The sequence below is a fragment of the Streptomyces sp. NPDC046985 genome (assembly GCF_040644415.1).
Lineage (GTDB): Bacteria > Actinomycetota > Actinomycetes > Streptomycetales > Streptomycetaceae > Streptomyces.
This window is the reverse complement of the sequence record NZ_JBEYWK010000001.1, coordinates 196,733-221,599: the sequence shown is the minus strand read 5'-3', so window position 1 is coordinate 221,599 and position 24,867 is coordinate 196,733. Positions and strand designations below refer to the sequence as shown.

Here is a 24,867-nt window from a genome sequence, read left to right as displayed (position 1 = left end):
CCGAACCGATCGGGGACCGCCTTCTCACACGTGCACGGCCCGAGGCCGCCAGACCAGCGGGGACGTCCCCGCGTCAGACGCCGACCTTCTGCTTGACCTGCGCGAGGGAGGGGTTCGTCAGCGTCGAGCCGTCCGCGAAGAGCACGGTGGGAACGGTCTGGTTCCCCCCGTTCGCCTTCTCGACGAAGGCCGCGGACTCCGGGTCCTGCTCGATGTTGATCTCGTTGTACGCGATGCCTTCGCGGTCCATCTGGCTCTTCAGCCGGCGGCAGTAGCCGCACCACGTGGTGCTGTACATCGTCACGGTGCCCGGCATGTGTCTCGCGCTCCTTCGGCGGTCGGGGACGTTGGGTAGTCGCAGTGCGGGAACGTCCGTCATCGGCCCGGCATTCCCGCAGGGGCGGGGACGGGCGCGGTGCGCGGTGCGGCGAGTCGGAGAGGGAGCGGGGCGGGGACGGGACCGTGCGACCTCGGCCGTGTTCATATGACTGCGAGGAGTCGCCTGTGGACAACCGACTCGTCCGTCTCCCGGGACCTGGCAGCATGGCGGTGTGACAGCAGCAACGCACTCCCCTCTCTTCCCGCGGGTACCGGACTCCGCCGACGCGGTGCTCGACGGGCTCGACCCCGAGCAGCGCGAGGTCGCCACCGCGCTGCACGGGCCGGTGTGCGTGCTGGCCGGGGCCGGGACCGGCAAGACCCGCGCGATCACCCACCGCATCGCCTACGGCGTCCGCGCCGGCGTCCTCCAGCCGTCCAGCGTGCTCGCCGTCACCTTCACCAACCGGGCCGCCGGGGAGATGCGCGGCCGGCTGCGCCAGCTCGGCGCCCACGGCGTTCAGGCCCGCACCTTCCACTCCGCCGCCCTGCGCCAGCTCCAGTTCTTCTGGCCGAAAGCGATCGGCGGCACGCTGCCCCGGCTCGTGGACCGCAAGGTCCAGATCGTCGCGGACGCCGCGGCGGCCTGCCGCATCCGTCTGGACCGCAACGAGCTGCGGGACGTCACCGCGGAGATCGAGTGGTCCAAGGTCACCCAGACCGTGCCGGCCGACTACGCCCTCGCAGCCGCGAAGGCCGGCCGCGAGGCGCCCCGCGACCCGGCCGAGATCGCCCAGCTCTACTCCGTCTACGAGGACCTCAAGCGCGCCCGCTCGGTGATCGACTTCGAGGACGTCCTGCTGCTGACCGTCGCCGTCCTCCAGGACCGGCGGGACATCGCCGACCAGGTCCGTTCCCAGTACCAGCACTTCGTGGTGGACGAGTACCAGGACGTCAGCCCGCTCCAGCAGCGGCTCCTTGAACTGTGGCTGGGCGAGCGGGACAACCTGTGCGTCGTGGGCGACGCCAGCCAGACCATCTACTCGTTCACGGGAGCAACGCCCGACCACCTGCTCGACTTCCGTGCCCGCCACCCCGGCGCCACCCTCGTCAAGCTGGTGCGGGACTACCGCTCCACTCCGCAGGTCGTCCATCTGGCCAACGGCCTGCTCGCCCAGGCCCGCGGCCGGGCCGCCGACCACCGGCTGGAACTGGTCTCCCAGCGGCCCGCGGGACCGGAGCCCGGGTACGCCGAGTACGCCGACGAGCCCGCCGAGGCCGAGGGCGCGGCCCGCCGGATCCGCGACTTGGTCGCCTCCGGCGTCCCGGCGAGCGAGATCGCGATCCTGTTCCGGACGAACTCCCAGTCCGAGACCTACGAGCAGGCCCTCGCGGACGTCGGCGTGCCCTACCAGGTGCGGGGCGCCGAGCGCTTCTTCGACCGCCCCGAGGTGCGCAAGGCGGGCGTCGCCCTGCGCGGCGCCGCCCGCTTCGGCGGCAACGACGCCCTCCTCGACGACGCCGTCGACCTCCCCTCGCAGGTAAGGGCTGTGCTCTCCGGGGAGGGCTGGACGTCGCACCCTCCGGCCGGTTCCGGCGCCGCCCGGGAGCGCTGGGAGTCGCTGGCCGCCCTGGTCAACCTCGCGCAGGACTTCGCCGCCGCCCGGTCGGGCGCCACCTTGAGCGACCTGGTGGCGGAGCTGGACGAACGGGCGAACGCCCAGCACGCCCCCACCGTCCAGGGAGTCACCCTGGCCTCACTGCACTCGGCCAAGGGCCTGGAGTGGGACGTCGTGTTCTTGGTCGGCGTCGCCGAGGGCATGATGCCGATCAGCTACGCGAGAACCGACGAGCAGATCGAGGAGGAGCGCCGCCTCCTCTACGTCGGCGTGACCCGCGCCCGGGAGCGGCTGCACGTGTCCTGGGCGCTGTCCCGCTCGCCCGGCGGCCGTCCGAACCGCCGCCCCAGCCGCTTCCTCGACGGCCTGCGCCCCGGCTCCGCCGGGGGCCCGGCCGGCCGCGGCCCCGTGGGGACCTCCGGCGGCGTCGAGCGCGGCTTCGCCGCGAGCACGGCAGGCGCGGGGGCGGTGCGGGCCCCGGCGGCCGGGCCGCGCCGCACGCAGCGCACCCCGGCCCGGTGCCGGGTCTGCGGCCGGACGCTGACCGACGCCGGCGAGATGAAGCTGATGCGCTGCGACGACTGCCCCTCGGACATGGACGAGGGGCTGTACGAGCGGCTGCGCGAATGGCGGGCGGAGCAGGCCCGGCGCAGCGGGCAGCCCGCCTTCTGCGTCTTCACCGACCGGACCCTGATGGCGATCGCCGAGGCGGCCCCCGACGACGAGCGGGAGCTGGTGCGCATCCCCGGTGTCGGGATGCGCAAGCTGCGCCGTCACGGGGCCGACGTACTCGCCATCTGCGCAGGCCGGCGGGGTGCGGACGAAGACGCGTCGGACTGAGCCGAACTCGTCGAAAAAATAGTTTGCGCACGCCCCGGGAATCCCCATAGGTTCTTGGTCACGGGAACGGCGGCCTTCCTGAAGGCCCCTCTTCCGTGCTGTACTTATGCATCCATGTGGACTGGCTCACGTCAGTCCCCTCAGACGCCGAGAGGAGGCGATTGAAGTGATCAGCATCGTGAGCACCCCGAAAATGACCGATCGCGCGGTCGTCTCCCTGTGCATGCTCGGCGTCTCTGACCAGGGCACCGGTCTGTCCGGCATTCGTGTCGAGCGTCCGATGTCCTCCGTGTCCCTCGCGGGCCTTCCCGTCCGTGAGCGTGATGAGCGACCGACCAAGGCACTGGGCGCAGTAGCGGCGCAGGCGCAGGCCTATGCCTTTACGGCCACCGGTGCCCGAAACCGGAAGCAGGCGACGCAGCACCACCCGATGTGGGCCTTCCGTGGGCCAGAACCCTGGAGTGATCCAGCCTGATCGTCGATCAGGCGGGCGCCTTCAGGGCCGCGGAACCCCACCAGGGATCCGCGGCCCTTCTGTTTTCCCCGCACGGGGATGACGGGGCGAAAAGGGCCTCGGGACAAGAAATGCCCCGGCACCCAGCCGATACCGGCCCACCGGCCGGACCGACAAGACGAGGAAGACGACCCGTGCGACTCGAAGCACACGCCCCGGCCGTACCGCCTTCCGGCACGATCCCCCAGCCCGGTCTCACGGAGGACCCCGCCTTGATCCCGCTCACCGCGCTCACCGCGCTCGACGACGCCATCGAGAACCTCGGCGTGCCCGTTCCCTGCCGTTCCTACGACCCGGAAGTCTTCTTCGCCGAGTCGCCCGCGGACGTGGAGTACGCCAAGTCCCTCTGCCGCACCTGCCCGCTGATCGAGGCATGCCTCGCCGGTGCCAAGGAGCGGCGCGAGCCCTGGGGCGTCTGGGGCGGCGAACTCTTCGTCCAGGGTGTCGTCGTGGCCAAGAAGCGCCCGCGTGGCCGCCCGCGCAAGAACCCGGTCACAGCATGAACATCACAGGAACGATCGACCGCCCTCTCACGCTCGACCCCCAGAAGCAGGCCCCGATGAAGCCGTCCACCAGCGAGCCCGCGGTCCCCGCGGCCCACGACGTCACCACTGCCGGCGCGAACGACTCGCGTCAGAACAGGACCCGAGAGATGCAACTCATTCCAGAAGCCCTGGCTCGTGCGCATATGTACGAGCGACTCCATGAGGCGGAGCAGGAACGCCATGCCGCGCGCCTGGTGACCGCCCGCCGGATGCAGCGCCGCGCCGAGCGCGCCTCGCGGCGTGCCCGCCGTGCGCTGGCCCTGGCGGTCATGCAGTAACAGCCGACGCCGCCTGGCGTAAGCCTCCCGACGGGAGGCGATCTCTGCTCGTGGGGGCCGGTCCGTCGCAGACGGACCGGCCCCCACCATGCGAGGGGTCCCGCCCGTGCGCGGGGTCGCCCGCCCTGGAGGGCGGCGGTACCGTCGCCGGGTGACGAGTCCGCGCGGAGAGCCAGAGCCTGGCGAGCCCCACCACGGCGAGCCCTCTCCCGAGCACGGCGAGCTCCAGCACGGCGAGGGCGCCGCGCGGCGTCCCGCGGTGTCGTGCGCGCGTTGCGGAGCCCAGGGTGAGGGCCCGCCTCTCACCTGGACCTGCTCCGTCGAGGACGGCGCTCGCCGCTACTACTGCGACGCCTGTTCCCGGGCGAACCTCCGGTCGATCGAGGGACGGCTCGACTCGGCTCAGTGGTGAACCGGCCGACCCGTCCCTCGCCCGCATCCCTTCGCGCGTGCCCTTTGCTCGGGTCCCGGCCGCTCAGGCCTGGACGGCGGAGTCCTCGGCCGCCGGGTCCGCCACGAAGCCCGGCAGCCACTGCTCCAGTTCTTCCCTCAGCCGCACCGTGGCCCCCAACTGGCACAGCACCCCGATCGTGCTGAGCGTGACCCGGTGGATCAGGAGGTACGCCGGAGGCAGGTTGAGCCGCTTGCCGAGCTGGTAGGCGGGGGAGCGGGGGTCGGCGACGCGCGCCGCCTGGTTGCGCATCCACCCGCGGGTGAAGGTGAACTCCTCTGCCTGGGCCGGTTCGATGATCGGCAGGAGGTAGTCGAGGACCGCGTCGGGCTCCAGCTCGATCGACTCCTTGACGAATCCCTCCGCGCACAGCAGGAGGTAGACCGACGCGGCCCGGCCGTCCAGGGTCAGCCGCAGGGACTCCCCGATCGGCGTCGGCAGACCGCCGGGCAGACGATCGACGGTGCCGAAGTCGAGGACGCCCAGGCGCCAGCCGTCGTCGCCGTCCGGACCGCCGGGCAGCAGGCGGAAGTTGCCCGGATGCGGGTCGGCGTGCAGCAGGCCGGTGCGGGCCGGGCCGGAGAACAGGAAGCGGGCCAGGAGCTGACCGGCGCGGTCGCGCTGCTCCCGGGTGCCGTCCGCGATCACCTCCGACAGCGGGACGCCGTCGATCCACTCGGTGATCAGCACCTGATCGCACTGGTGGACCACGTCCGGCACGAGCACGTCCGGGTCGTCCCGGAACTCCTCCGCGTGAGCCCGCTGGGCCTGCGCCTCCAGGGCGTAGTCCAGTTCTTCGGAGACGCGGTCCTTCAGCTCGGAGATCAGCGGCTTGATGTCCATGCCGGGGATCAGCGGCCCGAGGAGGCGGGCGAACCTGCTGAGCTGCCCGAGGTCGGACAGCAGGGCCTCGCCGGCGCCCGGGTACTGGACCTTGACCGCCACCTCGCGGCCGTCGCGCCACACCGCCCGGTGCACCTGCCCGATCGAGGCCGCCGCGGCCGGCTTGTCGTCGAACTCCTCGAACATCTCCCGCCAGTCCGGGCCCAGCCGTTGCTCCAGCACCCCGTGCATGGTGCGCGTCGGCATCGGCGGCGCCGCCTCCTGGAGCTTGGTCAGCGCGGCGCGGTAAGGCCCGGCGACCTCCTCGGGCAGCGCGGACTCGAAGACGGACAGGGCCTGCCCGAACTTCATCGCGCCGCCCTTCAGCTCACCGAGCACTTTGAACAACTGCTCCGCCGTGCGCTGCTGTAGCTCGCGGCCGACCAGATCCGCGGACTCGCCGACGATCCTCTTGCCGAGGCCCCAGGTCGCTCTCCCTGCGAAACCGAGCGGGAGCGCGGCGAGCTTGGCGGTCCGGGTGACCGCCTTCCGGGGAAGATCAGACATGCGCCCTCCAAGTCCCAGCGAGCCGCGTCGCGCCTGCCTGGCGGCAGGACGGCGATGACGGCCGTTGCCCAGCCATTGTCGCGCGTGGTGCGCCCTCATCAGAGGTGTCTTCCGCCACGGCTTCGCGAGCCGCGCCGCACGGGCAGTCCCGATGCGGCCAGACCGGGCGCGCATGCCAGTGCAGACCGGGCGCGGAAGCCTCCCAGCGCACGCCCGCGGCGCCGGAGGAGTCGCTGTCCAGGAAGGCGAGCGCGTGGGCGGCCGCAAGGCCGGCGACGGCCGTGGCGAGCGCCAGGTCGCAGGGTCTGGGCGGGCGGGGCCCGCCCGACCGCCACTGCGCTGTCAGGCGCGGCCAGGTCTCGTCCGCGTCCGTGCGGCACCGGTGCAGGCATTCGGCGCAGCCGGTCTGACCGGGCAGCACCAGCGGGCCGACGACGCCGGTGGCCTCCACGACCCCGGCGTACAGATGGGGTGTGCCCGACGCGATCAGCGGCGCGACCGTCGCCGGGTCGGGCGCGTGCACGGCGAGGTCGTCACGGGGCGCGAGCACCACCAGCGAGTGGCTTGAGGCGTCCTCGCCGAACGGTGTTCGGCGGTCGCGGCGCGCGGTGCGATCCGGCGCCGCTCTGCGCACGACTCGCCGTGCCGCGGCGTCCCGGCGCTCGCCGACCGCCTCGGCGGGCAGTCCGCCCGGCGCCACGTCCCACGGTTCGACGCATCCCCCGTCGAGCACGTCCACCTGGCCGATGCCCGCGCCGGACAGCAGTGCGGCCAGCACGGCGCCCACCCGGCCCGCGCCGCGCACCTGCACTCGCCGGTCGCGGCGGGCGGCCAGGAGGTCGGCTGCCTCGCCCGGTGCACGCGCCACCAGGGACAGCGCGGCGAGGTCAGGCCGGAGCCGGTCCATGACCTGCTCCTCCTCCCGCAGGGAGCACGCCGCCGGGCCGCCGCCCCGCGCGTCGTCCAAGAGCCCGGCTCGGGCCAGCCGCGTCACGAGCAGATCGACATGGCCGTCCGGCAGCCCCATGCGCCGTCCCTCCTCCCGGAGCAGGGGCAGACCGCGGGCGCCGTTGAGCAGTTCGAGGAAGCTCCCCGTCGCCGTGTCGACCGGTCCCCACGTCAGTGCGTGCGCGGGAGTCATCCCGAACTGCACGGTGTTGAGATCGCGCCAGCCGCGCCGGAGCGCGGGTTTCACCATCGGATGCATCTGCGGCCCCCGTTGCCTTGATGAGTGGATGAGAACCAGGGATTTCCCGATCACGGAATCCGGGAACGTCCCGGCCGCCGACGAGACCGGCGGCCGTCGCCAGAGATCGCTGGTCGTGATCGCTGGTCGTCGCTGAGCGTCGGCGGACCTCGTCGGTCGTCGTCGGACGTTCCCGAGGCGTTCTCGGGCGTTGTCTGGCTGTGTTGGGCGTTGTCGGTGAACGGATCGCCCGACGTCTGCCAGCATGCCCGGGTCGGCCCGGCGGTGTGCGGGTTTGTCCACAGGCGCCCCATATTCGTCATATGAATCAGGCGCTCGGTGGGGGTGACGGAAGCGAAGCACTCCCGGCGGGGGACTTCCCGCACGGGCACCCGGTACGGTCGACCCGTGTCCGCCGACCCCCTGCACCATGCCGGAACGCCGCAGCGCACCGCCGCCAGCCCCCCGCAGCGCTCCGCCGCCAGCCCGCCGCCCGACGGATCGGCCGCGGGCGCGATCGAGGTGCGCAGGAGCGCCCGCCGCCGCAGGACGGTCTCCGCGTACCGCGAGGGCGACCGCACCATCGTCCTCATCCCCGCCAAGATGTCCGAGGCGGAGGAGCGGCGCTGGGTGGCCGTCATGCTGGACAAGCTCGCCGCCCAGGAGAGCCGGCGCACGCTCGGCGACACCGAGCTGACCGAGCGCGCCGGGCGGTTGTCGGCCCAGTACCTCGGCGGCCGGGCCCGCCCGGCCTCGGTCCGCTGGGTCGCCAACCAGAACACGCGCTGGGGGTCCTGCACCCCCGCGGAGGGCAGCATCCGCCTGTCGCACCGCCTCCAGGGCATGCCGGAGTACGTCGTCGACTACGTCCTGCTGCACGAGCTGGCCCACCTCCTCGTGCCCGGCCACGGCCCCGACTTCTGGCGGCTCCTCGACGCGTACCCGCGCACCGAGCGGGCCCGGGGCTATCTCGAAGGCGTGGTCGCCGCGCCGCGCCTGCCGCATCCGCCGGCTGCGCGCGACGCGTGACCGGTCGCCCCACGGCGTGCGCCCTACGCGACGGGGACGGGTGACCGATCGCCGCGCCGATCGCGCGCCGTGCGGAGGACGTCGGCGCGGCGGCGGGGACCGTACCGCGCGTGCAGGCGGGGATTGTGTACCGGGTTCGTACCGGCTTGGTCCGATGTCGTATCCAGCCGTTAGCCTGGCGCGACGCACTCGCATTCGGGATGGGGGACGGTCGTTACGCATGACCAGGGAATTCCAGCGCGGCCACAAGGCCAGGATCAGCGACCTGACCGCGGGCATGGATCTGTACGTCGGCGTGCAGATCTCCGCTCCCGGACTGACCTTCGACATAAGCTGCTTCGGCCTCGACGCCGACGAGCGCCTCTCCGACGACCGGTACTTCGTCTTCTTCAACCAGCCGAAGTCGCCCGAGGAGGCCGTCCAACTGCTGGGCGCACAGGCGGGTGACACGGAGTCCTTCCGGGTCACGCTCGACCGCGTCCCGCCGCAGATCAAGAAGCTGGCGTTCACGGCGACCATCGACGGCGCCGGGCAGATGTCGCAGATCGCCCCCGGATACCTGCGCATCGTGGCCGGCGGCGAAGAGGTCGCCCGGTACTCCTTCGACGGCTCGGAGTTCTCCACTGAGCGCGCGGTGATGCTCGGCGACGTCTACCTCAAGGACGTGTGGCGGTTCGCCGCGGTCGGACAGGGCTTCGACGGCGGCCTGGAGGCGCTGCTGAAGAACTTCGGCGGCGAAGTCCTGGAAGAGGAGCCGCCCGCCGCCCCCGCCGCGGCGTCCGCCGGGTGGCCGCAGCCGGGCGCGGCCCCGGGCTTCGCACCGCCCGCCCAGCCCTCCCCGCCTCCGGCCTTCGGCACCCCGGCTGGACCGGCCGCGTCCCCGCCGCAGCCCGCCGCTCCGGGGCATGCCCTGGCCCCCGGCCAGACACCGCCGCCGCCCTCGCCGTCGGCGCCCGCGCCCTCCATGCACGCCGCGCCGACCCTCATCGCGCCCATGACCCCGCCCGGCGGCGCCGTTCCGCCGCCCGCCCCGGCGCCGGCGCCGCACCACCTCCCCGGCCGGCAGTCGCCGTACGGCCACCAGCCCCCCGGTCCGGGCGCGCCGCCGCCCCCTGGCTATGGGCAGCCCCAGGCGCCCCCGCCGTCGGGCCACGGCCAGCAGACTTATGGCCAGCCCCCGTACGGTCAGGGGCCGGGCCAGCCCGCGCCCTACGGAGCGCCGCAGAGTACCCCCACGCAGCCCGGCGTCGGGGCCGCGCTCCAGAAGTTCAAGGAGACGCCGACCGGCCAGCGCTGGACGCTCCAGAACGGCAAGCTGATCCGCGCCGACCTCGGCATGGGAGGTCAGCCCGTGCTGGCCCGGCAGGGCAGCATGGTGCTCTACCAGGGCAAGGTCGACTTCCACTACAAGGGCGCGGGCTTCGCCGGTCGCGTCGTCGGCAACGCCACCGGCCAGGAGATGCAGCTCATGCGCTGCACCGGCCAGGGCCAGGTGTTCTTCGCCGAGAACTCCGCCCACCTGCACCCGGTCGAGCTCCAGGGTGACGCCCTCTGCGTCTCCGCGGAGAACGTGCTCGCCTTCGACGAGAGCCTCCAGTACGAGGTCCGCCGCATCGAGGGCCACGGAATCCCCGGCGGCGCCCTGTTCACCATACAGTTCCAAGGCACTGGGACGCTGGTCGTCAAGACGCACGGCACGCCCGTCGTGCTGCCCGTGACGCCGACGACCTTCGTCGACTCCAACGCCCTGGTGGCTTGGTCCGCCGCCGCTCAGGTGATCGTCTCCAGCCAGGTGCGCATGCGCCGCAACGCCTACCCCGGGCACACCGGAGAGGGCGTCAACCTCCAGTTCCGCGCCGCACCCGGCAACTTCGTCGTCGTCCAGCCCTACGAGGTCTAGAGGGAGCCCGTCATGAACCAGCCGCTCGCGGGCTACGCCCCCGCACCCGTCACCGCCCGCATGGAGAACCACGGAAGCCACATGCTGAAGGTCGCCATGACGGCGGGCGACGACCTCCTCGCGCGCGTGGGGTCGATGGCAGCCTACGAAGGCTTCATCCAGTACGAGCCCAACCCGCCCGCCGTGCGCCAGATCGCGCGCGACTGGATCACCGGCGAGGGCGCGCCCCTGATGAAGTGCTCCGGCGACGGTCTGCTCTACCTCGCCGACTACGGGGCCAACGTCGTCGTGATCAACCTGGGCGGCGACGCCCTCTCGGTCAACGCCACCAATCTGCTCGCCTTCGACGCGAAGCTCCAGTGGGGCGTCGAGCGAGTCAAGGGGCTGGCCAAGTTCGCCGGTCAGGGCCTGTGGAACACGAAGATCTCCGGGCAGGGCTGGGTCGCGCTGACCTCCCGGGGCACTCCGATCGTCGTCGACTGCGGCAGCGGCGAGAACGAGACGTACGTCGACCCGGACGCGCTCGTCGCCTGGTCGCCGAACCTCAAGGTGAAGGGCAAGCGCAGCTTCAAGGCGCAGTCCCTGATCGGCCGGGGCAGCGGCGAGGCGTACCAGATGGCCTTCTCCGGCCAGGGGATCGTCGTCGTGCAGCCCAGCGAGGACAGCACCGACCGCCTGCGGTTCCGGGGCTGAGGGGGATACAGGACAGATGCAGAGCCCGCTTTTCGCCTTCAACGACACCCAGGCGCCGGACCGTTGGAGCCTCCAGAACCAGCAGATGCTGCGCGTGACCCTGGAGGGGCACGACGACATCCTCGCCCGCAAGGGCGCCATGGTCGCCTACCAGGGTCTCGTCGAGTTCGACGCCGAGTACCGCAGCGACTACCAGGCACGCGCGCGGGCGTACACCGGGGAGGGGCTGGACCTGATGCGCTGCCACGGGCAGGGCACGGTCTACCTCGCCAATCTCGGGCAGTACGTCCACGTCATGGACGTCGAGCAGGACGGCCTGACGGTCGACAGCGGCTATGTGCTGGCGATGGACTCCTCGCTGCACCACGAGGTCGTCGCCGTCGACAGCCTGTACGGGATCTCCGGCTCGGGGAAGTACCAGCTCAACGTCACCGGCCGCGGCAAGGTCGCCCTGATGACCTCTGGCGCGCCGCTGATGATGCAGGTGACGCCGGACAAGTACGTCAACTGCGACGCCGACGCCATCGTCGCCTGGTCCACCGGGCTGCGGGTGCAGATGCAGGCTCAGACGCACTCCACGGGGGTGTGGCGGCGACGCGGCAGCACGGGGGAGGGCTGGGAGCTGAGCTTCATGGGCAGCGGCTTCGCGCTCGTCCAGCCGAGTGAACTGCTCCCGCCGCAGAACGCGGTGATCGGGCAGGGCCTCGCCGCCCAGTTCGGCATGGGGCAGCAGGGGGCGCGAGGACAGAACCAGGGCAACGTCTGGAGCTGAGCCCCGGGCGGAGCGGCCGCACGGACGCGGGCATAACAAGCACACCGGGCACACCGAGCACACCTGGAACACAGGCTCACCGGGAACGACGACGGCGGCCGCACACGACTGACGGGACAGCGGGAACTGCCGGGACAGCGGTAAGGGGTGACCACCACTGTGGTCACCCCTTACGCGTGCCCGCCATGCGATCAGCCGGGCGGCGGCTCCGGCGGCTCAGAGCCTGGCCCGGGTCGCCTCCAGCAGCCGTAGGACCGACGCGTCCGCGACCTCGCCTACCGCGTCGTAGGCGAACCAGCGCAGGTCCAGGGACTCGTCGCTGATCGCCTCCACAGCGCCGGGCGCGGCGACCGCCGCGTACTGCACGTCCAGGTGCCAGGCGCACGGGGTGTGATGGCGGTCCAGACGGACCGGGCCGCCGGGCAGCAGGGCGAGCCCGGCGATGCCCGACTCCTCGGTCGCCTCGCGCAGGGCGGCGCCCGCCAGCGTGGCGTCCTCCGGTTCGCAGTGGCCGCCCATCTGAAGCCACATCCGCAGCTTCCTGTGCAGCGTCAGCAGCACCCGGCCGCGCTCGGGATCGATCACCAGGGCGCTCGCGGTGATGTGGCCGTCCGCACACCTCTTCCACATGCCGTCGGGGTACGCGGTCAGATGATCGAGATACGCCTGGCGTAGTTCCGCCTGGCCCTCACGGTCGCCGCCGTCCCCGCCGTCCTCATAGCTCTTGAGTACGAGGACGGCGTCGTCGTACAGGCTCACTCGGTCCCGTCGTCCTTGCCCTCGGCGTCGTCACCGGTCTGACTCGTCTGACCCGTCTGACCGCTCCGGCCCGTCTGGCCGCCGGTGTCCTTCCGCTCCGGCGCGTCCGGCCCGCTCGGAGCGGACCGGGGGGCGTCCGGCTCGGGCTCCGGCTCGGGCGCGGCGCCGCCCGCCGCCTCGCCGAGCATCTTGTCCAGCTCGGAGAAGTCCATGTGCTCGCGGTGCACGAAGCCGTCGGGGTCGTCCAGGTCGGCGGCCGTCGGCAGCATGTCCGGGTGGCCCCACAGGTCGTCGCGGCCCTCCACGCCGCGCGCGTCCGTGAGCGAGGCCCACAGGCGGGAGGCGTCGCGCAGCCGGCGGGGGCGCAGCTCCAGGCCGATCAGCGTGGCGAACGTCTGCTCGGCCGGACCGCCCGAGGCCCGGCGGCGGCGAAGCGTCTCGCGCAGGGCGTCCGCGGACGACAGGCGGGGTTTGGCGGCGGCGTGCACCACCGCGTCCACCCAGCCCTCCACGAGCGCCAGAGCGGTCTCAAGACGCGCCAGGGCCGCCTTCTGCTGGGGGGTGTCCTCGGGCTGGAACATGCCCTGCTGCAAGGCGTCCTGCAACTGCTCGGGGTTCTGCGGGTCGAACTGGCCGACCACGTCCTCCAGCTTGGCGGTGTCGACCTTGATCCCGCGCGCGTACCCGTCGACCGCGCCGAACAGGTGCGAGTGCAGCCACGGCACGTGCGCGAACAGACGCTGGTGCGCGGCCTCGCGCAGGGCGAGGTACAGCCGCACCTCGTCCCGCGGCACGCCCAGGTCCTGGCCGAACTTCTCGACGTTGACCGGCAGCAGCGCCGCCTTCCCGGCGGGGCCGAGCGGCAGACCGATGTCGGTGGAGCCGACGACCTCGCCGGCCAGCACGCCGACGGCCTGCCCGATCTGGCTGCCGAACATGGCGCCGCCCATGGAGCGCATCATGCCGATCAGCGGGCCGGCCATGGCCTGCATCTCCTCCGGCAGCACGTCGCCCATGGCGGCGCCCACCCGCTCGGCGACCGGGTCGACCAGCTCCTGCCAGGCCGGCAGCGTCGCCTCGACCCACTCCGCGCGGGACCATGCCACCGAGGTTCCGGCGCCGGACGGCAGCGACGTGGCGTCGTCCAGCCACAGGTCGGCCAGCCGGACCGCCTCCTGGACGGCGGAGCGCTCGGCGGGGCCGACACTGGCGTCCTTGACGCCGTCCGGCGTGCCCTGGGAGACCGTCTGGCGGGCGATCTGCTTGGCCATGTCCCAGTTCACCGGGCCGCCCTCGTAGGAGAGCATCTGGCCGAGCTGCTGGAAGGCGGCGCCCAGGTCGGTGGGGTTCAGCGAGCCGAACATGGCTGCGAGCGGATTGTCGCCGCCCGGTCCGCCCAGGCCCCCGGCTCCGGGGAACCCGAAGCCGAACGGGTTGGCCGGCCCCTGCCCACCACCGCTCTCCTGGTCCTTCTTCTTGCCCTCGTCGCCGTCGTCCGGCTCCTCCGGCGGAAGGCCGAATCCGAATGGGGTGTCACTCACGGGGTTCCTCGGCTGGTTAGGCCACCGGTTCTCTCCGGCGGCGGCTGCCCGACAACACCACCCAGCGTAGACACCGCGAGCCGTTCGGGCCTCGGTGCTTCGCCGACGGGGCGCCTGCGGCAGGATGGATGCCACCTGGTACGTACGCGTCATTCGCGCCCGTATGGAAGACAACCGCTGGAGACGCCCGGTGAGTTCCCCAGATCCGCAGGTTCGCGCAGCGCGAAACCATGCAAGCCCGCCCGCCGCGCGCGGGCCCGTCGTCGCGGTCACCGGCGCCGCGAGCGGCGTCGGCGCCCTGCTCACCGAGCGGCTGGCCGCGTCCGACGCGGTCAGCCGGGTCATCGCCGTCGACGAGCGGCGCGGGGAGTGCGCGACGGCGCAGTGGCACATCCTCGACGTGCGGGACCCGGCGATCGCCGAGCGGCTGCGCGGCGCCGACGTCGTAGTGCACCTGGCGCTCGATCTGGATCTGGAGACCGACCCCGCCGCCCGTACGGCCTTCAACGTCCGCGGCACGCAGACCGTGCTGACCGCCGCCGCGGCGGCCGGTGTGCACCGGGTCGTGCTGTGCACCTCCGCGATGGTGTACGGGGCGCTGCCGGACAACGAGCTGCCGCTGTCGGAGGACGCGGAGCTGCGCGCGACCGCCGAGGCGACCGGGGTCGGCGACCTGCTGGAGGTCGAGCGGCTGGCCCGGCGCGCACCGCGGGCGCACCCGGGCCTGAACGTCACCGTAGTGCGCCCCGCTCTCCTGGTCGGAGGCACCGACACCGCGCTGACCAGGTACTTCGAGTCACCGCGACTGCTGGTGGCGGCCGGTTCGCGGCCTGCCTGGCAGTTCTGCCACGTCGAGGACCTGTGCAGCGCGCTGGAGTACGCCGTGCTGGAGAAGGTCGACGGGGAACTCGCCGTCGGGTGCGACGGCTGGCTGGAGCAGGAGGAGGTCGAGCAGCTCAGCGGGATCCGGCGGATGGAGCTGCCCTCTGCGGTCGCCCTGGGCGCGGCGGCCCGCCTGCACCGGATCGGGCTCACCCCGTCCCCCGCGGGGGACCTGGCGTACACGATGTATCCCTGGGTGGTGAGCGGCAGCCGTCTCCACGACGCGGGGTGGCGCCCCGAATGGACCAACGAGGAGGTGCTGGCCGAGCTGCTTCAGGAGGTGTCCGGGCGGCACACGGTGGCCGGGCGACGGCTGGGGCGCAAGGACGCGACGGCGGCGGGGGCCGCGGGCGCCACGGTCGCGCTGCTGGGCGCGGCGGCGGTGGTCCGCCGGGCCCGCAAGGCGCGGCGCAGGATCTGAGACCGCGCACCGGTGGGCGACGCCAGGTGAGCGCATGCGGCGTGCACAAGGTGTGCGGACGCGGCGCGCACCGGGTACGCGGATGCGGCGCACCAGATACACGGACGCGGCGTGCACCAGGTACGCGGACGCGGTGCGCACCGGGGGCGGGCGTGCGCACACCCGCGCGCGTGCTGGACGATCACGCTTTCACGGTCGTCCCGCGCGTGCGGCACGATGGAGGCATGGCATCCACCGACGACCACCCCGGCGAGCAGGCCGCCGACGATCCGATCAGGCTGATCGCCGTCCGGGAGACCCCGCTCTCGCTGGACGAGGTCTTCCGGGCCGTCGGGGACGACGCGGCCGGCGGCACCGCGCTCTTCGTGGGGACCGTCCGCAACCACGACGGGGGCGCCGACGTCGACGGGCTCGGCTACTCCAGCCACCCCAGCGCCGAGGCGGAGATGCGGCGGATCGCCGAGAAGGTCGCCGCCGACTACCCGGTGCGCGCGCTCGCCGCCGTCCACCGTGTGGGGGACCTGGAGGTCGGGGACCTCGCGGTCGTCGTCGCCGTGTCCTGCCCGCACCGCGCGGAGGCGTTCGAGGCGTCCCGGAGGCTGATCGACGACGTCAAGCGCGAGGCGCCGATCTGGAAGCACCAGAGGTTCTCCGACGGCACCGAGGAGTGGGTCGGCGCCTGCTGAGGCCCGGCCGAAGGCCGCACACCGCGGCGCCGACCGACCGCGCGGGGGACCCCGCCGCGACCGTGCGGGACCCCGCCGGGACGGTGTGGAGCCCCGCCGGGACTCCAGTTGCGTAACCGCACCCCGGCCCCGAGTGTTGTCAGAGCGGATGGTTAATCTGCTGATCAGTTGGTTGCGGTCGCGCGTACGGGGCAAGGAGGTCGGCATGGCGGCGCTCGCCTGGTTGCTTATTCCACTGGTGGCTGCGATAGCCGCCGGACTGTGGGGGGTCTGGGCGAACCGCACCCGCGGCACACGCAGCGACGGACCCGAGCTGGACGGCTACGCGCGCTTCCGCGAGGCCATGGAGAGGTCCACGTCCGGGACCTGAGAGACGAAAACCACGGCTGATCGCGCCGCCCGCGCCGACGCGCCACGGCCGACCTGCGCCGACGCGCCACGGCCAGCCTCCTGACCGTCCACGGACCGCCTCCCTGACGGTGCGCTGACAGACACGTCCCGTACTGTCGACTCATGCCACGCCGCACCGCGACGATGCTCGCCTCCACCCTGATGCTGATCGCGCTCCTGTGCGCGGGGGTGTTCCTCCCCGTGCCGTACTCGGAACTGTCCCCGGGGCCGACGGTCAACACGCTCGGCGAGCACGGCGGCGAGCCGGTCCTCCAGATCTCCGGCCACCAGACCTATCCGACGGACGGCCACCTCAACATGACCACCGTCCGGGTCACCAGCGCCGACTACCGGATGAACCTGGTGGAGGCCGTCTACGGCTGGCTGGCGCACGACAGCAGGGTGGTCCCGCACGACACGCTCTACCCCGACGGCAAGACGGAGGAGCAGTCGACCCAGGAGAACGCCGAGGAGTTCAGCCAGTCCCAGGAGAGCGCCAAGGTGGCGGCCCTGAAGGAACTCGGCATCCCGGTGACGTCCTGGGTGATCGTGTCCACCGTCGTCAAGGGCAGCCCCGCCCAGGGCAGGCTGCACGCCGGCGACGTGATCAAGGCCGTGGACGGCGTCGCGGTCAAGCAGCCCTCCGACGTGGCCAAGCTGGTCACCCGGCACAAGCCCGGCCAGAACGTCGTGTTCACCGTGGTCAGCGCGAAGGACCAGGCCGCCGCGCAGAAGCAGCACAAGACGGCGACGGCCGCCGAGCAGGTCACCGTCACCACGGCCCGGTCCCAGGACGGCGGCGCCCCGCGCGCCGTCGTCGGGATCTCCGCCGGGACCGACCACACGTTCCCGTTCTCGATCGACATCAAGCTCGCGGACGTCGGCGGCCCCAGCGCGGGTCTGATGTTCGCCCTCGGCATCTACGACAAGCTCACCCCCGGCGACCTGACCGGCGGAAAGTTCGTGGCCGGCACCGGCACGATCGACGACGCGGGCAAGGTCGGCCCGATCGGCGGGATCGAGATGAAGACCGTCGGGGCGCGCGACAAGGGCGCGCAGTACTTCCTGACGCCCGCCGACAACTGCGCGGCCGCCGCCGCGGACACCCCCTCCGGACTCACCCTCGTCAAGGTGCGCACCATCGACGACGCCCTCGGCGCGCTGAAGGACATCCGCGCGGGGAAGACCGCCGACCTGCCGGCGTGCGCGGCCAAGGGCTGACCGGCGCCCCGCGGGCGGCCCGGGTCGCCCCCGGCCGCCCGCGCCGCCGCCCGCCGGGTCTCAGCCCTCGAACGTAGCCGCCAGCGCCTCCGCGAGGCCCGGCACCAGACCGGCCCCGGTGAGCACCTCCGTGGCCGAGTCCTTCTCGCGCAGCCGCAGCGCCGACTCGCGGGCGCCGTCGCGCAGCACCGCCACCGTCATGCGGACCTCCTGGCGCTCGGGGTGCTCGGCCACCCACTCGGCCAGCTTGGCCTCGTTCAGGCCCGGCGGAACCTGGGCCTCGGCGGACGGCGGCAGCATCAGGCGCTCCACGGTCAGCGCGCAGCCGGCCACCGCGTCGGGCCAGGCGATGGTGCCCAGGAACTCGTCCAGCGGCCGGTCCGCCGGAATCTCGTCCTGCTCGATCGGGGTGAGACCGGAGGTCTCCTGCTCGTCCTCCAGGCCGAGCTGGGCGGCGAGGGCGGGTTCCTGGGTCCGCAGCCGTGCGGTGTCTACGAGGGCGAAGAGGCGGGCGGGCTGGTCCCAGCCGAGGCCGGAGGCGTACTCGTCGATCTCTAGTACGGCCTGGGTGAGGGGGCTCGCTGCCATGGGAGTGTTGGACATGGTCACAATCCTGCCTCGTTACCGGCCCCGGGCGGGAACCGAGTAAGCCGTGAGTAAGTTGCATAGGTGTGCGCTCATCACCGGGAGCGCGCCGTACGGTCCGCGGAACCCGGGGGCCTGACGCAGCGACAGCAGACCCACAGCGAACCACCAGCGAACTTCGAGGTGCGCACCTTGGCTTTCCAGATGCCGGACCGCGGCCAAGGCCCGTCCGGGCCGCGGATCAGAGTCGGCCGTCCGTCCCGGCGAGCCCGTGCCCTGCTGCTGACCCTGGGCGTGCTCGCCCTCCTCGGCATGGCGTTCACGATGTTCGCGGGCTTCTGGACGGACTGGCTGTGGTATCGGTCGGTGCACTACTCGTCGGTGTTCACCACCACACTGTTGACCAAGATCGGGCTGTTCTTCGTCTTCGGACTGCTGATGGCCGCCGCCGTCGGCCTCAACGTGTGGCTCGCGCACCGGCTGCGGCCCCCACTCAGCGCCATGTCCATGGAGCAGCAGAGCCTGGACCGCTACCGCATGGGCATCGCGCCCTACAAGGCGTGGCTGCTGTGCGGCGCCACCGTCCTGGTGGGCCTGATCGCGGGCGCCTCCGCGGCCGGCCAGTGGCGGACCTGGCTGATGTGGGTCGACGGCGTGCCGTTCGGCAAGGCCGATCCGCAGTTCCACCTGGACGTGTCCTTCTACGCCTTCGACCTGCCCTGGTACCGGTTCCTGCTGGCCTTCGGCTTCGCCGCGACCGTGCTGTCCCTGATCGCCGCCGTGCTGACCCACTACCTGTACGGCGGGCTGCGGATCACCTCGCCCGGCGCCCGAGCCACGGCGGCGGCGACCGGGCACCTGTCGGTGCTGCTCGGCGTCTTCGTCGCCCTGAAGGCCGTCGCGTACTGGCTCGACCGGTACGGGCTCGCGGTCAAGTCCAGCGGTTTCAAGTCCACCGACAACTGGACCGGCCTGCGGTACGTCGACGCCCACGCCTACCTGCCGGCCAAGACGATCCTGTTCTGCATCGCGGTCATCTGCGCCCTGCTGTTCTTCGCGACGCTGTGGCGGCGCACCTGGCAGCTCCCCGTCATCGGCTTCGGCCTGATGGTGCTCTCGGCGGTCCTCATCGGCGGCCTGTACCCGGCGATCGTGCAGAAGTTCCAGGTCCAGCCCAACGAGCAGGCCAAGGAGGCCCCGTACGTCGCGAAGAACATCGCGGCGACGCGCCAGGCGTACGGCATCGACGACGCGAAGGTCTCCGACTACCAGGGCACGAGCAGGACCAAGGACACCTCCGCGCTGCGCGACGACGTCGGCAAGACGGCGAGCATCCGCATCCTCGACCCCAACATCGTCTCGCCGACCTTCCAGCAGCTTCAGCAGATCCGGAACTACTACACGTTCCCCAACAACCTGGACGTCGACCGCTACCGCACCGCGGACCACGGGGTCCAGGACACGGTCGTCGGCCTGCGCGAGCTGAACCTGGCCGGTCTGCCGAAGCGGAACTGGATCAACGACCACTTCCGGTACACCCACGGGTACGGCGTGGTCGCGGCCAAGGGCACCGAGGCCGACAACGGCGAGCCGGTCTTCACCGAGAGCAACTTGCCCTCCTCGGGCGACCTGGGGTCGTACCAGCAGCGGGTCTACTACGGCGAGAAGACCACCGCGTACTCGATCGTCGGCGGCCCGCAGAAGGAGATCGACTACTCCGACGACAACGGCGAGAAGGCCACCAGTTACCGCGGCGGCAGCGGCGTCGGCCTGTCCAGCCCGCTCAACCGCGCCGCCTACGCGATGGCGCTCGGCGAGCCGCAGATCCTCTACTCCGGGGCCATCGGCCACGGCTCGCGGATCCTGTACAACCGCACGCCCAAGGAGCGCGTGGAGGCGGTGGCGCCCTGGCTGACCATCGACGGCGACGCCTACCCGGCGGTGGTGGACGGCCGCATCCAGTGGATCGTCGACGCGTACACGACCACCAACGGCTATCCGTACGCCTCCCGCACCACCCTCGGCGACACCACGGCCGACTCGCTGACCTACAACAACGACCAGCGCGCGGTGGTGGCCCAGCAGAACCAGGTCAACTACATCCGCAACTCGGTCAAGGCGACCGTCGACGCCTACACCGGCGAGGTCAAGCTGTACCAGTGGGACGCCGAGGACCCGGTGCTGAAGACCTGGATGAAGGCGTTCCCGCACACGGTGCGGCCCAAGTCGGAGATCTCGCCGGAGCTGATGGACCACCTGCGCTACCCGCAGGACCTGTTCAAGGTCCAGCGCGAACTGCTCACCCGCTACCACGTGCAGGACGCGCAGACCTTCCTCAGCAGCAGCGAGGTGTGGCAGGTGCCGGACGACCCGACCAACAAGTCGGGCAACGCGGTGCCGCCGTACTACCTGACCATGAAGATGCCCGACCAGAGCGCGCAGGCGTTCTCGCTGACGACGACGTTCACGCCGAACGGCCGGGACAACCTCAGCGCCTTCATGGCGGTGGACTCCCAGGCGGGCACGCCCGACTACGGCAAGATCAGAATCCTGAAGCTGCCGACCAGCACGACGGTCGGCGGCCCGAAGCAGGTGCAGAGCCAGTTCAACTCCAACTCCCAGCAGAACATCGCCGAGTTCGTCCGGCTTATCCGAGGCGGTGACTCGGAGATCGAGTACGGCAACCTGCTGACCATCCCGCTCGACGGGGGACTGCTCTACGTGGAGCCGGTCTATGTGCGCGGCGGCCAGCTCAAGTACCCGCTGATGCGCAAGGTCCTGGTGACCTACGGCGGCGCCACCGCGTTCGAGGACAGCCTCGGCGCGGCCCTCGACAAGGTCTTCGGGACGTCCGGTTCGGCGCCCCCGCAGGGCGCCGGCGCCACGAACCCGCCGGCCAACCCGACGGCCCAACAGGCGCTGAAGGACGCGCAGAAGGCGTTCGACGACGGGCAGGCCGCCCTCACCCGGCAGGGCGGTCCCGACTGGACCGCCTACGCCAAAGCGCAGAAGGATCTTCAAGCCGCGCTCAAGCGGGCCGAGGAAGCCCAGGCCCGAGCCGACGGCCAGAGCGCGGGCAAGAACGGTCAGAGCGCCGACAAGAACGGCCAGAGCGCGGGCGGGAACGGCAAGAGCGCCGGGGGAGACGGCCAGGACGGCGCCGGGAAGGCGCCCGGCGGCGGCGCGAGCGGCGGCTGACCGCACGCGCGAGCGGCGGCTGACCGCCCGCGCGCGTCCGTCCGCCGCACCGAAGACCCGGGTTCCCGAAAGGACCCGGGTCTTCGCCCTGTTCGGGGGTATCCGGCCGTGTGCGAACAGATGAACCGATGCGCTGGACCGCCGCGCCGCCGTGGGGAGTTGGGTGGACTGTGTTTGACTTATCTCTCTGTGGGCATGTCGACAAAACGCTGAAGTGACCTCACTGGCTGCGGTATACCAGGTGTACCCGGGTTACGGGTGGTGCGACGATGGACGTTATGGGGGACAAGGTAACTCTGTTCGGGACAGGGCGATTTGCGCAGAAGTCCGCTCCCCGCCGGACCGAGGGGGGCGCGGGAGGCGAGGGGATCGGCGCGGTCCCGGACGAGACCGCCGAGGCCGCCGACGAGGTCGCCGAGCTGGCCCGCCGACGGCTCGCCGCCGAGGCCGGCGACGTCGAGGCGATGAGCGTCCTCGGCGCCATGCTGCTGCGCCGCGGCGACCTGGACGCGGCCGAGCCGCACCTGCGGGCCGCCACCGCGGCTGGGGACCGGGCCGCCGCCAACAACCTGGGAGTCCTCCTCCACCAGCGGGGCTACGCCGACGAGGCGGCCGGCTGGTGGCGCATCGCCGCCGTCGCCGGGTCCGCCCCCGCCGCGCACGCACTCGGCCGCCACCACCGCGAGCGCGGCGACGAGCCCGCCGCCGAGTACTGGCTGCGCCAGTCCGCGGAGCAGGGGCACATCCTGGGCGTCTACGGGCTCGCCGAGCTGCTGGAGCACCGCGCGGACCCCGACGCCGACCGCTGGATGCGGATGGCCGCCGAGCACGGCCACCGCGAGGCCGCCTACCGGCTGGCGCGGGCCCTGGACCGGCGGACGCAGGAGGGCGCCACGGACCCCGGCGCCGCGGACCCCGGAGTCGCGGACACCGGCGCCGCGACCGGCGGCGACGGCGCCCGGACCGAGGCCGAGCAGTGGTACCGCCAGGCCGCCGCCCGAGGGCACCGGCGGGCGGCGCTGCACCTCGGCGCGATCCTGGAGACGCGCGGCGAGCTGAAGGAGGCGGGCCGCTGGTACCTGACGTCCGCCAAGGACGGCGAGGCGCGGGCCGCCTGCGCCCTCGGGTTCCTGCTGCGCGACGCCGGGGACGGCGAGAGCGCGGCCGTGTGGTGGCTGCGCGCGGCGAAGGACGGAGACGGCAACGCGGCGAACGCGCTGGGCGCGCTGCACGCCGAGCGCGGGGAGACCCAGACCGCCGAGCGCTGGTACCGGGCCGCGATGGACGCGGGCGACGTGAACGGCGCCTACAACCTCGGGCTGCTCTGCGCCGAGCAGGGCCGCACCGTCCAGGCCGAGCAGTGGTACCGCCGCGCCGCCTACGCCGGTCACCGGGAGGCGTCGAACGCGCTGGCCGTCCTGCTCCTCCAGGGCGGGGACGCCGGGGGCGCCGAGCCGTGGTTCTCCCGCGCCGCGGAGTCCGGCAGCGTGGACGCCGCGTTCAACCTCGGCATCCTCTACGCCGGACGCGACCTGGACGACGAGGCGCTGCGGTGGTACGAGCAGGCGGCCGCCGCCGGGCACACGGAGGCGGCGCTCCAGGCCGGCATCGCCCGGCTGCGCGGCGGCGACGAGCAGGAGGCCGAGCGGCATCTGCGCTGCGCGGCCGGCGGCGGGAGCGCGGAGGCGGCGTACCGGCTGGCGACGCTGCTCGACGCCCGCCGGCCCCCGGCGCCGGCGCACGAGCTGGGGGAGTCGGCGCTCCAGGAGAAGAGCGAGTGCGAGGAGTGGTACGAGCGGGCGGCCGCGCAGGGCCACCGCCGCGCCCAGGTGCGGGTGGGCATGCTGGCGGCGGCCCGCGGGGACGTGGTCGAGGCGGCGCGCTGGTACCGGACGGCGGCGGAGGCGGGGTCCCGCAACGGCGCCTTCAACCTGGGGCTGCTGCTGGCGCGCGAGGGCAGCGAGCCGGAGGCCGTCGTGTGGTGGACGCGGGCCGCCGAGGCGGGGCACGGGCGGGCGGCGCTGCGCCTCGCCCTCGTCTTCGCGCGGCGGGCCGAGCTGGCGGAGGGGCAGCGGTGGGCCGATCGGGCGGTCGCGCTGGGGCCCGCGGGGGTCGCAGAGCGCGCCGCCCGGCTCAGGGACGCGCTGCGCCAGGAGCTGTCGGCGTGACACGGGGGAAGGGATTTGCTTCTTTCCCCGTCGGTCACGTAGTGTTCTATTCATCGACGCGGGGTGGAGCAGCTCGGTAGCTCGCTGGGCTCATAACCCAGAGGTCGCAGGTTCAAATCCTGTCCCCGCTACTGAAGGCCGAGGGCCGGAATCCGATCACGGATTCCGGCCCTCGGTGCGTGTATCCGGCCCTCGGCGCGTGCAGGGGTGGGGCGCGCCCTGTGCGACGAGTCTGTGAGTCCGCGCGTCCGAAGACTTCCGGAGAGGCCGGCAAGGGAGACTTCCGGAGATGCCGGAAAGCAAAGAAGGGGACTCGCGGCCCCCTTCTCTCGCGGCTTCTGTCGCCGCGCGCGTCACGCGTCCGTCGCGGTCACGCTCCCGCGCAGTTCGGGCACATTCCGCGATAGGTCACCTCGACGTCGGAGACCGAGAAGCCGAAGCGCTCGGAGTCCGGGAGGTCGGCCAGCGGGTCGCCCCCCGGGTGCACGTCCCGGATCGCGCCGCAGCCGGCGCAGACCAGATGGTGGTGCGGCCGGTGGGCGTTCGGGTCGTACCGCTTGGCGCGCCGGTCCGTGCTCACCTCCAGCACCTCGCCCAGGGACACCAGTTCGCCCAGCGTGTTGTACACGGTCGCTCGGGAGATCTCGGGCAGCTTCGCGACGGCCCGCGCGTGCACCTCGTCGGCCGTCAGGTGGACGTGCTCGCCGTCCAGGACCTCGGCCACGATGCGTCGCTGCGCGGTCATCCGCCATCCGCGTCCGCGCAGCCGTTCCAGAAGGTCGCTCATGTCCCCAGCGTAGCAGTCACCGGGAACAATTTCCGAATGAGTGTGACTTTGGATGCTTGCTTGATTTAGACGTAGTCCAAGCGGCCGGTGGCCGCGGTGCGGGACCTGTGCGGGGCCGGTGCGGGAACTGCACGGCCGACCGCCGGGGCTGAGCGGGCGTCGCGGCGGCGGGCCGGAATTCGCCGTGATCCGGCCCGCCGCCGCGCGTTCAGGCGGGCGTGTGCTGGACGCGCGGGCGGTCCGGGGCCCAGCAGCGGATGATGTCGCGGACCGAGACGACGCCGACCGGCTCGTCGTCGTCGAGGACGATCAGATGGCGGAAACCGCCGTGCGCCATGGCGCGGGCCGCCTCCTCCAGGGTCCAGGACGGGTCGGCGAAGACCACGTCCGCGGTGGTGTGGGCGTGCACGGGCTCCTCGTCCGGGTTCTGGCCCAGGCCGACGGAGTTGAGGACGTCGCGCTCGGTGAGGATGCCGATGCCGCCGGCGTCCGGATCGTGCACGACGGCCGCGCCGACCCGGCGTGCGGACATCGAAGCGGCGGCCTGGCGAAGGGTGTGGGCGGGGCCGATGGTGAGGACCGCCGTGCTCATGGCGTCGCGTACGAGCATGGGATGGAGCCACCTCCTCTGTGGATCCGGCGCGTGACCGGATTCACAAGCTCACAAAGTGGGGGACTGTCAGATTCGCAGGTGG

General features: G+C 72.4%; 22 protein-coding genes and 1 tRNA gene. 15 read left to right on the top strand and 8 right to left on the bottom strand.

What is annotated here, in order from left to right; all coding sequences use genetic code 11:
* Nucleotides 1-73: 73 nt before the first annotated feature.
* Nucleotides 74-316, bottom strand: a complete 243-nt coding sequence (locus ABZ861_RS00995; protein ID WP_188276013.1) for a mycoredoxin — start codon at nucleotides 314-316, stop codon at nucleotides 74-76.
* Nucleotides 317-551: 235 nt separating this feature from the next.
* Here ABZ861_RS00995 and ABZ861_RS00990 point away from each other — a divergent pair, with 235 nt between their 5' ends.
* The 4 genes from ABZ861_RS00990 (at nucleotide 552) to ABZ861_RS00975 (ending at nucleotide 4,114) form a co-directional block, all read left to right on the top strand.
* On the top strand, nucleotides 552-2,777 hold the full coding sequence (locus tag ABZ861_RS00990; protein ID WP_361621505.1) for an ATP-dependent DNA helicase UvrD2: 2,226 nt from the start codon (nucleotides 552-554) through the stop codon (nucleotides 2,775-2,777).
* 193 nt (nucleotides 2,778-2,970) lie between these two features.
* Nucleotides 2,971-3,252, top strand: a complete 282-nt coding sequence (locus tag ABZ861_RS00985) for a hypothetical protein (protein WP_361622420.1) — start codon at nucleotides 2,971-2,973, stop codon at nucleotides 3,250-3,252.
* Nucleotides 3,253-3,425: 173 nt separating this feature from the next.
* On the top strand, nucleotides 3,426-3,794 hold the full coding sequence (locus ABZ861_RS00980) for a WhiB family transcriptional regulator (protein WP_361621502.1): 369 nt from the start codon (nucleotides 3,426-3,428) through the stop codon (nucleotides 3,792-3,794).
* Nucleotides 3,791-4,114, top strand: coding sequence for a hypothetical protein (locus ABZ861_RS00975; protein ID WP_361621499.1), 324 nt, complete (start codon nucleotides 3,791-3,793; stop codon nucleotides 4,112-4,114). Before ABZ861_RS00980 ends, ABZ861_RS00975 begins: the two co-directional genes overlap by 4 nt.
* A gap of 475 nt (nucleotides 4,115-4,589) precedes the next feature.
* Here the strand turns inward: ABZ861_RS00975 and ABZ861_RS00970 are convergent, their stop codons facing one another.
* Together ABZ861_RS00970 and ABZ861_RS00965 are read right to left on the bottom strand one after the other, a co-directional pair.
* The gene (locus tag ABZ861_RS00970) at nucleotides 4,590-5,954 is read right to left on the bottom strand and encodes an AarF/ABC1/UbiB kinase family protein (protein WP_361621496.1); all 1,365 of its coding nucleotides are present in this window, start codon (nucleotides 5,952-5,954) and stop codon (nucleotides 4,590-4,592) included.
* The gene (locus tag ABZ861_RS00965) at nucleotides 5,947-7,161 is read right to left on the bottom strand and encodes a ThiF family adenylyltransferase (protein ID WP_361621493.1); all 1,215 of its coding nucleotides are present in this window, start codon (nucleotides 7,159-7,161) and stop codon (nucleotides 5,947-5,949) included. Before ABZ861_RS00965 ends, ABZ861_RS00970 begins: the two co-directional genes overlap by 8 nt.
* A 387-nt stretch (nucleotides 7,162-7,548) precedes the next feature.
* On the opposite strand from ABZ861_RS00965, the gene ABZ861_RS00960 reads away from it, so the two are divergent.
* The 4 genes from ABZ861_RS00960 to ABZ861_RS00945 all read left to right on the top strand — a co-directional run bounded on the left by ABZ861_RS00960 (nucleotide 7,549) and on the right by ABZ861_RS00945 (nucleotide 11,534).
* Nucleotides 7,549-8,169: a M48 family metallopeptidase gene (locus ABZ861_RS00960; RefSeq protein WP_361621490.1), complete on the top strand. Its 621-nt coding sequence runs from the start codon at nucleotides 7,549-7,551 to the stop codon at nucleotides 8,167-8,169.
* A gap of 220 nt (nucleotides 8,170-8,389) precedes the next feature.
* A complete protein-coding gene (locus tag ABZ861_RS00955) occupies nucleotides 8,390-10,069 on the top strand; it encodes a TerD family protein (RefSeq protein WP_361621487.1) in 1,680 nt (559 codons plus the stop codon).
* Between the two features lie 12 nt (nucleotides 10,070-10,081).
* Nucleotides 10,082-10,762 carry an AIM24 family protein gene (locus ABZ861_RS00950; protein WP_361621484.1) on the top strand — a complete coding sequence of 227 codons (681 nt, stop codon included), beginning with the start codon at nucleotides 10,082-10,084 and terminating at the stop codon, nucleotides 10,760-10,762.
* A gap of 16 nt (nucleotides 10,763-10,778) precedes the next feature.
* Complete coding sequence (locus tag ABZ861_RS00945) at nucleotides 10,779-11,534, top strand: AIM24 family protein (protein ID WP_361621481.1); 756 nt, start codon at nucleotides 10,779-10,781, stop codon at nucleotides 11,532-11,534.
* A gap of 216 nt (nucleotides 11,535-11,750) precedes the next feature.
* Here the strand turns inward: ABZ861_RS00945 and ABZ861_RS00940 are convergent, their stop codons facing one another.
* The gene (locus ABZ861_RS00940) at nucleotides 11,751-12,293 is read right to left on the bottom strand and encodes an NUDIX hydrolase (RefSeq protein WP_361621478.1); all 543 of its coding nucleotides are present in this window, start codon (nucleotides 12,291-12,293) and stop codon (nucleotides 11,751-11,753) included.
* Complete coding sequence (locus ABZ861_RS00935; protein WP_361621475.1) at nucleotides 12,290-13,834, bottom strand: zinc-dependent metalloprotease; 1,545 nt, start codon at nucleotides 13,832-13,834, stop codon at nucleotides 12,290-12,292. The genes ABZ861_RS00940 and ABZ861_RS00935 overlap by 4 nt, the downstream gene beginning before the upstream one ends.
* 190 nt (nucleotides 13,835-14,024) lie before the next feature.
* Here ABZ861_RS00935 and ABZ861_RS00930 point away from each other — a divergent pair, with 190 nt between their 5' ends.
* The 4 genes from ABZ861_RS00930 to ABZ861_RS00915 all read left to right on the top strand — a co-directional run bounded on the left by ABZ861_RS00930 (nucleotide 14,025) and on the right by ABZ861_RS00915 (nucleotide 17,434).
* Entirely contained in the window at nucleotides 14,025-15,137 is a 1,113-nt protein-coding gene (locus ABZ861_RS00930; RefSeq protein WP_361621472.1) for an SDR family oxidoreductase, read from the top strand.
* Between the two features lie 224 nt (nucleotides 15,138-15,361).
* Complete coding sequence (locus tag ABZ861_RS00925; protein WP_361621469.1) at nucleotides 15,362-15,823, top strand: molybdenum cofactor biosynthesis protein MoaE; 462 nt, start codon at nucleotides 15,362-15,364, stop codon at nucleotides 15,821-15,823.
* A gap of 148 nt (nucleotides 15,824-15,971) precedes the next feature.
* A complete protein-coding gene (locus tag ABZ861_RS00920; RefSeq protein ID WP_361622488.1) occupies nucleotides 15,972-16,193 on the top strand; it encodes a hypothetical protein in 222 nt (73 codons plus the stop codon).
* A gap of 143 nt (nucleotides 16,194-16,336) precedes the next feature.
* The gene (locus ABZ861_RS00915) at nucleotides 16,337-17,434 is read left to right on the top strand and encodes a PDZ domain-containing protein (protein WP_361621466.1); all 1,098 of its coding nucleotides are present in this window, start codon (nucleotides 16,337-16,339) and stop codon (nucleotides 17,432-17,434) included.
* A gap of 60 nt (nucleotides 17,435-17,494) precedes the next feature.
* Here the strand turns inward: ABZ861_RS00915 and ABZ861_RS00910 are convergent, their stop codons facing one another.
* Nucleotides 17,495-18,037 carry a PPA1309 family protein gene (locus tag ABZ861_RS00910; protein WP_361621463.1) on the bottom strand — a complete coding sequence of 181 codons (543 nt, stop codon included), beginning with the start codon at nucleotides 18,035-18,037 and terminating at the stop codon, nucleotides 17,495-17,497.
* A 186-nt stretch (nucleotides 18,038-18,223) separates the two neighbouring features.
* Here ABZ861_RS00910 and ABZ861_RS00905 point away from each other — a divergent pair, with 186 nt between their 5' ends.
* From ABZ861_RS00905 to ABZ861_RS00895, 3 genes are all read left to right on the top strand, one after another.
* Entirely contained in the window at nucleotides 18,224-21,217 is a 2,994-nt protein-coding gene (locus ABZ861_RS00905; RefSeq protein WP_361622417.1) for a UPF0182 family protein, read from the top strand.
* A gap of 269 nt (nucleotides 21,218-21,486) precedes the next feature.
* Nucleotides 21,487-23,385 carry a tetratricopeptide repeat protein gene (locus ABZ861_RS00900; RefSeq protein ID WP_361621460.1) on the top strand — a complete coding sequence of 633 codons (1,899 nt, stop codon included), beginning with the start codon at nucleotides 21,487-21,489 and terminating at the stop codon, nucleotides 23,383-23,385.
* 57 nt (nucleotides 23,386-23,442) lie between these two features.
* Nucleotides 23,443-23,516 (top strand) — tRNA-Met (locus tag ABZ861_RS00895).
* A 239-nt stretch (nucleotides 23,517-23,755) separates the two neighbouring features.
* On the opposite strand, the gene ABZ861_RS00890 is transcribed toward ABZ861_RS00895, so the two are convergent.
* Together ABZ861_RS00890 and ABZ861_RS00885 are read right to left on the bottom strand one after the other, a co-directional pair.
* Complete coding sequence (locus ABZ861_RS00890) at nucleotides 23,756-24,172, bottom strand: Fur family transcriptional regulator (protein ID WP_361621457.1); 417 nt, start codon at nucleotides 24,170-24,172, stop codon at nucleotides 23,756-23,758.
* A gap of 208 nt (nucleotides 24,173-24,380) precedes the next feature.
* The gene (locus ABZ861_RS00885) at nucleotides 24,381-24,782 is read right to left on the bottom strand and encodes a CBS domain-containing protein (RefSeq protein ID WP_361621454.1); all 402 of its coding nucleotides are present in this window, start codon (nucleotides 24,780-24,782) and stop codon (nucleotides 24,381-24,383) included.
* Between the last annotated feature and the right edge of the window lie 85 nt (nucleotides 24,783-24,867).